Origin of the sequence: Kitasatospora sp. NPDC093558, from assembly GCF_040683475.1 — a bacterium.
Classification (GTDB): Bacteria; Actinomycetota; Actinomycetes; order Streptomycetales; family Streptomycetaceae; genus Kitasatospora.
Window position 1 is genome coordinate 1 of sequence record NZ_JBFBDY010000389.1, and the last position, 6,015, is coordinate 6,015.

9 protein-coding genes are annotated in these 6,015 nt (G+C 75.3%); all 9 read left to right on the forward strand.

The annotated features are described in order from the left end of the window. A partial coding sequence (locus tag AB0O00_RS27155) for a WYL domain-containing protein (protein WP_363656053.1) occupies positions 1-643 on the forward strand: 643 nt, incomplete at its 5' end. Next, on the forward strand, positions 640-1,596 hold the full coding sequence (locus tag AB0O00_RS27160) for a WYL domain-containing protein (RefSeq protein ID WP_359972411.1): 957 nt from the start codon (positions 640-642) through the stop codon (positions 1,594-1,596). The genes AB0O00_RS27155 and AB0O00_RS27160, both read left to right, overlap by 4 nt. Positions 1,597-1,599: 3 nt before the next feature. Then, positions 1,600-1,830, forward strand: a complete 231-nt coding sequence (locus tag AB0O00_RS27165; RefSeq protein WP_363656055.1) for a hypothetical protein — start codon at positions 1,600-1,602, stop codon at positions 1,828-1,830. Between the two features lie 51 nt (positions 1,831-1,881). Next, complete coding sequence (locus tag AB0O00_RS27170) at positions 1,882-2,058, forward strand: hypothetical protein (protein WP_363656057.1); 177 nt, start codon at positions 1,882-1,884, stop codon at positions 2,056-2,058. A 191-nt stretch (positions 2,059-2,249) separates the two neighbouring features. Further along, positions 2,250-2,528 (forward strand): Sec-independent protein translocase subunit TatA, encoded by a 279-nt coding sequence (tatA, locus tag AB0O00_RS27175; protein ID WP_363656059.1) that lies wholly within the window; start codon positions 2,250-2,252, stop codon positions 2,526-2,528. A gap of 76 nt (positions 2,529-2,604) precedes the next feature. Next, positions 2,605-3,546 carry a twin-arginine translocase subunit TatC gene (gene tatC, locus AB0O00_RS27180; RefSeq protein WP_363656061.1) on the forward strand — a complete coding sequence of 314 codons (942 nt, stop codon included), beginning with the start codon at positions 2,605-2,607 and terminating at the stop codon, positions 3,544-3,546. A 142-nt stretch (positions 3,547-3,688) separates the two neighbouring features. After that, a complete protein-coding gene (locus AB0O00_RS27185) occupies positions 3,689-4,849 on the forward strand; it encodes an FAD-binding oxidoreductase (protein ID WP_363656063.1) in 1,161 nt (386 codons plus the stop codon). 37 nt (positions 4,850-4,886) lie between these two features. Further along, positions 4,887-5,204 (forward strand): (2Fe-2S)-binding protein, encoded by a 318-nt coding sequence (locus AB0O00_RS27190; RefSeq protein ID WP_363656065.1) that lies wholly within the window; start codon positions 4,887-4,889, stop codon positions 5,202-5,204. A 4-nt stretch (positions 5,205-5,208) separates the two neighbouring features. Next, on the forward strand, positions 5,209-6,015 hold an 807-nt coding region (locus AB0O00_RS27195), incomplete at its 3' end, for an FAD/NAD(P)-binding oxidoreductase (protein WP_363656067.1).

Genomic DNA, 6,015 nt, shown 5'->3' on the forward strand with positions numbered 1-6,015 from the left:
CCTCCGGTTCGCGCCTCACGCTCGAACCCGGCGGACAGGTCGAGCTCAGCTCCCAGCCGAGGCGCGCTCCGCCCTGGAGCCGCGCATCCCCGCCCGGGAGGCCGCGTTCGAGCCGCTGCTCACCGCCGCCCGGGACCGCCGTCCGGTCACCTTCGAGTACCGCAAGGCCGGCGCTGCCGCGGTCGAGCAGCGCAGCGTCGAGCCGTGGGCGCTGGAGTGCTGGCGCGGGCACTGGTACCTGGCCGGCTGGGACCGCGACCGGGGCGACGCCCGGGTGTTCCGGCTCAGCCGGATCACCGGCAAGGTGCGGGCGAAGACGGGCGCGTTCCTCGGGACCGTGCCGGAGCACGTGGACGTGCGGGCGACCGTCGCCAAGTTCGCCGGTGAGGGCGCCACGGCCACCGCGAGCGTCCGGGTCCGCCGGGGCGCGGGCTTCCCGCTGCGCACCAAGGCGCTGAGCACCGGGCGGGTCGACGAGGTCTGGGACGAACTGGAGATCCCGTACGGCAACGGGCTGGGCGCCGACCTGGCGGAGTTCGGGCCGGACGTCGTGGTGCTCGGGCCGGAGGAGCTGCGGGCCGACGTGATCGAGCGGCTGCGGGCGGTCGCCGGGCCGGACGTGGTGGAGGGTGTGCGGGCATGAGTAATGCGATCGACCAGACCAGGCGGATGCTGTCGCTGGTCACCTACCTGCGGGAGCGGCCGGGGGCCGAGGTCGCCGAGGTGGCGCGGGCGTTCGGGATCACCGAGCGTGAGCTGATCGGGGATCTGAACGTGCTGCCGATGTGCGGCACCAGCTTCCGCGGCGGCGACCTGCTCGACATCGACACCGACGGCGAGCGGATCTGGTGGCACAACGTCGACGACGTGGCGCAGCCGCTGCGGCTGGCCGCCGACGAGGCGACCGCGCTGCTGGTGGCCGCCCGTGCGGTGGCGGGGCTGCCTGGTCTTCGGGCGGGGGACAGGGAGGCGCTCACCCGGGCCGTCGCCAAGATCGAGAACGCGGCGGGGGAGAGCGCGGAGGGCAGCGCCCGGGTCGGCGTGACGTTCGAGGCCGAGAGCCACGTCTTCGCCGACATCGACCGCGCCCTGAGCGAGGGGCGCCGGCTGTGGCTGCGCTACTACTCGCACGGGCGTGGCGGGATGACCGAGCGCGAGGTCGACCCGATCCGGCTGCTCACCGAGGGCCACACCTACCTGGAGGCCTGGTGCCGGACCTCGGAGGACCACCGGATGTTCCGGCTGGACCGGGTGGCCGAGATCCGGGTGCTGGACGTGCCCGCCGACCCGCCCCGGCGTGAGCCGCGGGACCTGTCCGGCGGGCTGGTCAACCCGGCCGCGGACGACCCGGAGGTGGTCGTCGAGGTGTCCTCGGGCGGGCGCTGGGTGGCCGAGTACTACACCCACGACCGGGCCGAGGAGCTGCCGGACGGCGGGCTGCGGATCACGCTGCGCAGCGCCGACCCCTCCCAGCTGCGTCCGCTGGCGCTGCGGCTGGGCCGGGACGGGCGGATCGTGTCGCCGCCGCAGCTGGCCGAGCAGGCGCGCGCGGCGGCTCGGGAGGCGCTGGCCGCCTACGGGGAGGGGCGGGACTGAGCCGTGGAGCCCGGTACCAGATTCAAGGTCTACTGCTCGCAGTGCCGGGAGAAGGTGGAGCTGCCGGCCGAGGAGTTCCGCCTGACCCTCGGCCGCACGCCCGAGCAGGCGCACTACAGCTTCGGCTGCCCGCTGTGCGGGGCGGCGGTGCGCAAGGCGGCGGGGGAGAAGATCGTCGAGGCGCTCACCGGGGCCGGGGTGCGCACCATGCGGCTCGTCCCGGCGGAGGGGTGAGGGCGGACTCGGGGCCCGGTCTGGGGAAGACGCCCGTATAGGGTGGGCGTCATGTCCTGGATGCTCGTCGCCGCCGTCCTGCTCGCCACCGCGGGCCTGCTGGTCCTCGGGGTCCTCGGGATCCGGCTGTGGCTGGACGTGCGGGCGCTGGCCAAGGGCGTCGACGCGGCCTCGCGGGCGCTGGCCGATGCGGCCGGGGAGCTCGCGGCGGCGGTGCCGGGGCGCTGAGGAGTCCGTCACCAGGTCGTACGGGGACTGCAATCCGGACGTAGGGGCGGGTTACGCTCTCAGGTGGCTCCTGAACTGCGAACCGGGGGCCGCTGTCCTGTTCGGGCGGGCGTCGTCGGGGCGTCATCCGCAGCGGTTACCATCCGCCGCGGGCGGTCCGCCGGTGCCGCGTTGACTGAAGGTGGTCGAGCATGCGCATCTCGATGACCGCGATCGTGGTGGTCGTGGTAATCGCCATCGTGCTTTTCGGGGCCAAGCGGCTGCCCGATCTGGCGCGTTCGCTGGGCCAGTCGATGCGGATCCTGAAGAGCGAGGCCAAGGCGATGCGCTCGGACGGCGAGGCGGCGCGGCCCGCGCCCGCGCCGTCGGTGGACGGGGGTGCGGCCAAGACCATCCAGACCGCGCCCGGGGCCACCGGCACGGCCCGGCCGGTGGCCGAGGCCGCCGACGGCGGCGAACGCCCGCACTGAGCGCGGCGCACGTGACGCACGCGACCACGGAGGCCCGTCGACCGGCGGGCCTCGACGCACGAGTTGAGGACCGGGGTTGAGCAAGCTCGACAAGGCGCCGAAGGCGTCCAAGGATCCTGAGGGGCGGATGGCCCTCGCCGATCACCTGCGGGAACTGCGCAACCGCGTGGTCAAGTCGGTCCTGGCGATCGTGCTGATCACCATCGTGGCGGCGTTCTACCACAAGCAGATCGAGACCTTCCTGCTGAAGCCGCTGCCGCAGTGCACCGAGGCGACGGCGGGCCAGTACCACGGCCGGTGCGCCCAGGTCTCCACGATCGGTCTGACCTCGGGTTTCACCTGGATGCTCCAGGTCGCGCTGACGGTCGGCGTGGTGGGCGCGGTGCCGGTGTGGCTGTGGCAGGTGTGGGCCTTCGTGGCGCCCGGCCTGCACCGGCACGAGAAGAAGTACACCGTCATCTTCATGCTGTGCGGCGCACCGCTGTTCCTGGCGGGCGTGGGCTGCGCGATCCTGACGCTGCCGACGACGGTCCAGGTGCTGATCTCGTTCACGCCGAACGGCACCACGCCGATCCTGCCGCCCAACGACTACTTCGACATCGCGACCCGGATGGTGCTGGTCTTCGGCCTGGCCTTCGAGTTCCCGTTGCTGCTCGTGATGATGAACATGGTCGGCATGGTCACCGGCAAGCGGCTGCTCGGCTGGTGGCGCGGGATGGTCATGGGCATCACGGTGTTCGCGGCCTTCGCGCAGCCGAGTGCCGACCCGCTGAGCATGCTCGCGCTGGCCGCGCCGATCTGGGGGCTGTACTTCCTCGCGGTGGGCATCGCGCTGCTCAACGACCGGCGCAGGCGGCGCAAGAACCCGGACGCCGGGCTGGACGACGAGGAGGCCTCGCACGTGGACCTCTCGGTCGAGGCGGTTGCCGGGGCGGAGGCCATCGAGGCCTCGGCCGCGCCGGCGGCGAGTGCTCCGGTGCCGGCCGCCCGCCGGGAGCAGATCGACGACATCACCTGATCCCCCGAGTTCCTCGGCCCCGGCCCGTCGCACCCCGTGCGGCGGGCCGGGGCTTTTGCGTGGCTTGGGGCCGGTTCGGGTCCGGTTCGGCTTTCGTCGCGGCACTCTTGGCACCGTGGATGGCATGTGACATATTACTGACGTGCTCAAGACCTGGAGACCTCCCCTGGACGTCGTCGTGGTCGGCGCCGGAGTCGTCGGCGCCGCCTGCGCCTACTACGCGGCCCGCGCCGGGCTCGCCGTCGCCGTCGTCGACCGTGGCCCGGTGGCCGGGGGCACGACCGGCGCCGGCGAGGGCAACCTGCTGGTCTCCGACAAGGAGCCCGGGCCCGAGCTCGGCCTCGCGCTGCTCAGCACCCGGCTGTGGCGCGAGCTCGCCGACGAGCTCGGCGCGGCCGTGGAGTACGAGCCCAAGGGCGGCCTCGTCGTCGCCCGGACCCCCGACGGGCAGGAGGCCCTGCGTGCCTTCGCCGCCCGGCAGGCCGCCGCCGGGGTCGTCGCCGAGGAGGTGCCGGCCGAGCGGCTGCGGGACCTGGAACCGCACCTCTCGCCGCACATGGCCGGCGGCTTCCGCTACCCGCAGGACGCCCAGGTGCAGCCCGCCCTCGCCGCGGCCCACCTGCTGCGCGCGGCCCGGCGGCTGGGCGCGGAGCTGATCACCGGCGAGAGCGTCCGGACCGTCCGCCGGGGGGCGGACGGCGCGGTCCTCGGCGTCGGGACCGACCGGCGGCACCTCGACGCGCCCGCCGTCGTCAACGCCGCCGGGACGTGGGGCGGGGAGCTGGCCGCGCTCGCCGGGGTGCACTTGCCGGTCCTGCCCCGGCGCGGGTTCGTCCTCGTCACCGAGCCGCTGCCGCGGATCGTGCGGCACAAGGTCTACGCCGCCGACTACGTCGCCAACGTGGCCAGCGGATCGGCCGGGCTGGAGACCTCGGCCGTGGTCGAGGGCACGCCCGGCGGGCCGGTGCTGATCGGCGCCAGCCGGGAGCGCGTCGGCTTCGACCGCACGCTCTCCCACGAGGTGCTGCGGCGGCTCGCGGCGCAGGCGGCCGAGCTGTTCCCGGTCCTCGCGGACGTCACCGTGATGCGCGCCTACCGGGGCTTCCGCCCGTACCTGCCGGACCACCTGCCGGCCGTCGGCGCCGACCCGCGCGTGCCCGGGCTGTACCACGCGTGCGGGCACGAGGGCGCCGGGATCGGGCTCGCGCCCGCCACCGGGCTGCTGATCGCCGAACAACTGACGGGCAAGCAGCCGGAATTGGACCTCACGCCGTTCCGGGCCGACCGCTTCCCGGCCGCCTGACCCCATGCTTCCTTCGACCGCAACGGAGAGGCCGTCGATGCGCCGCCGCACACCCGCCGAGCTGGTCGGGGCCGAGCCCGGGCCCGCCCACCACATCGAGTTCGACGGACGGCCCGTGCCCGCGCTGCCCGGGCAGTCGATCGCCGCCGCGCTCTGGGCCGACGGCGTGCTCGCCTGGCGCACCACCCGGGCCGGCGGGCGCCCGCGCGGCGCGTTCTGCGGCATCGGCGCCTGCTTCGACTGCCTCGCCACCGTCGACGGCCGCCCCAACCAGCGCACCTGCCTGCTCCCCGCCGAGCCCGGCACCACCGTCACCACCCAGGAGGGCCACGGCCGTGCCGACCTCGCCGTCTGAACCGCTGGGCGCGGCAGAGCCGTTCGACCCGTCACAGCCGCTGCGGTACGACCTCGCGGTGATCGGGGCCGGCCCGGCCGGGCTCGCCGCCGCCGTCACCGCCGCCGACCTCGGGCTGCGCTGTGCGCTGCTCGACGCGGGCCGGCAGACCGGTGGCCAGTACTACCGCCACCCGGCGCCCGGCCTCGGGGCCGCCCGCCCCGACCGGCTGCACCACGCGTGGTCCGTCTACGCCGGCCTGGCCGGCCGGCTCGCCGCGCACGAGCGCTCCGGGCGGGTGCGCTTCCTCGGCGGCCACCAGGTGTGGGCGCTGGAGCGCACCGCCGACGGGCTCGCCGCGCACGTCACCCTCGGGCCGCAGGCCGCGGACCGGGCCACCGTGCGGGCCGCCGCCGTGCTCCTCGCCACCGGCGCGTACGAGCGGCAGCTGCCCTTCCCCGGCTGGACCCTGCCCGGCGTCGTCACCGCGGGCGGCGCCCAGGCCATGCTCAAGGCCGGGCTGGTGCTGCCCGGCCGGCGGATCGTCGTGGCCGGCAGCGGGCCGCTGCTGCTCGCCGCGGCGTCCTCGCTGCTCACCGCGGGGGCCGAGGTGCCCGCGGTGGTCGAGGCCGGCGACTACCTCGGGTACGCGCGGCGGCCCGGCGTGCTGGCGGCCGTCCCCGCCAAGCTCGTCGAGGGCGCCGGGTACGGCGGCGCGCTGCTGCGCCACCGGGTGCGGCTGCGCCCGCGCAGCGCCGTCGTCGAGGCGCACGGCACCGACCGGGTCACCGCCGTCACGGTGGCCCGGCTGGACCGCGACTGGCGGCCGGTG

Coding starts and splice junctions, on each gene's coding strand:
- AB0O00_RS27160 (WP_359972411.1), top strand. CDS start 640: ATGAGTAATGCGATCGACCAGACCAGGCGGATGCTGTCGCTGGTCACC.
- AB0O00_RS27170 (WP_363656057.1), top strand. CDS start 1,882: ATGTCCTGGATGCTCGTCGCCGCCGTCCTGCTCGCCACCGCGGGCCTG.
- tatA (WP_363656059.1), top strand. CDS start 2,250: ATGCGCATCTCGATGACCGCGATCGTGGTGGTCGTGGTAATCGCCATC.
- AB0O00_RS27190 (WP_363656065.1), top strand. CDS start 4,887: ATGCGCCGCCGCACACCCGCCGAGCTGGTCGGGGCCGAGCCCGGGCCC.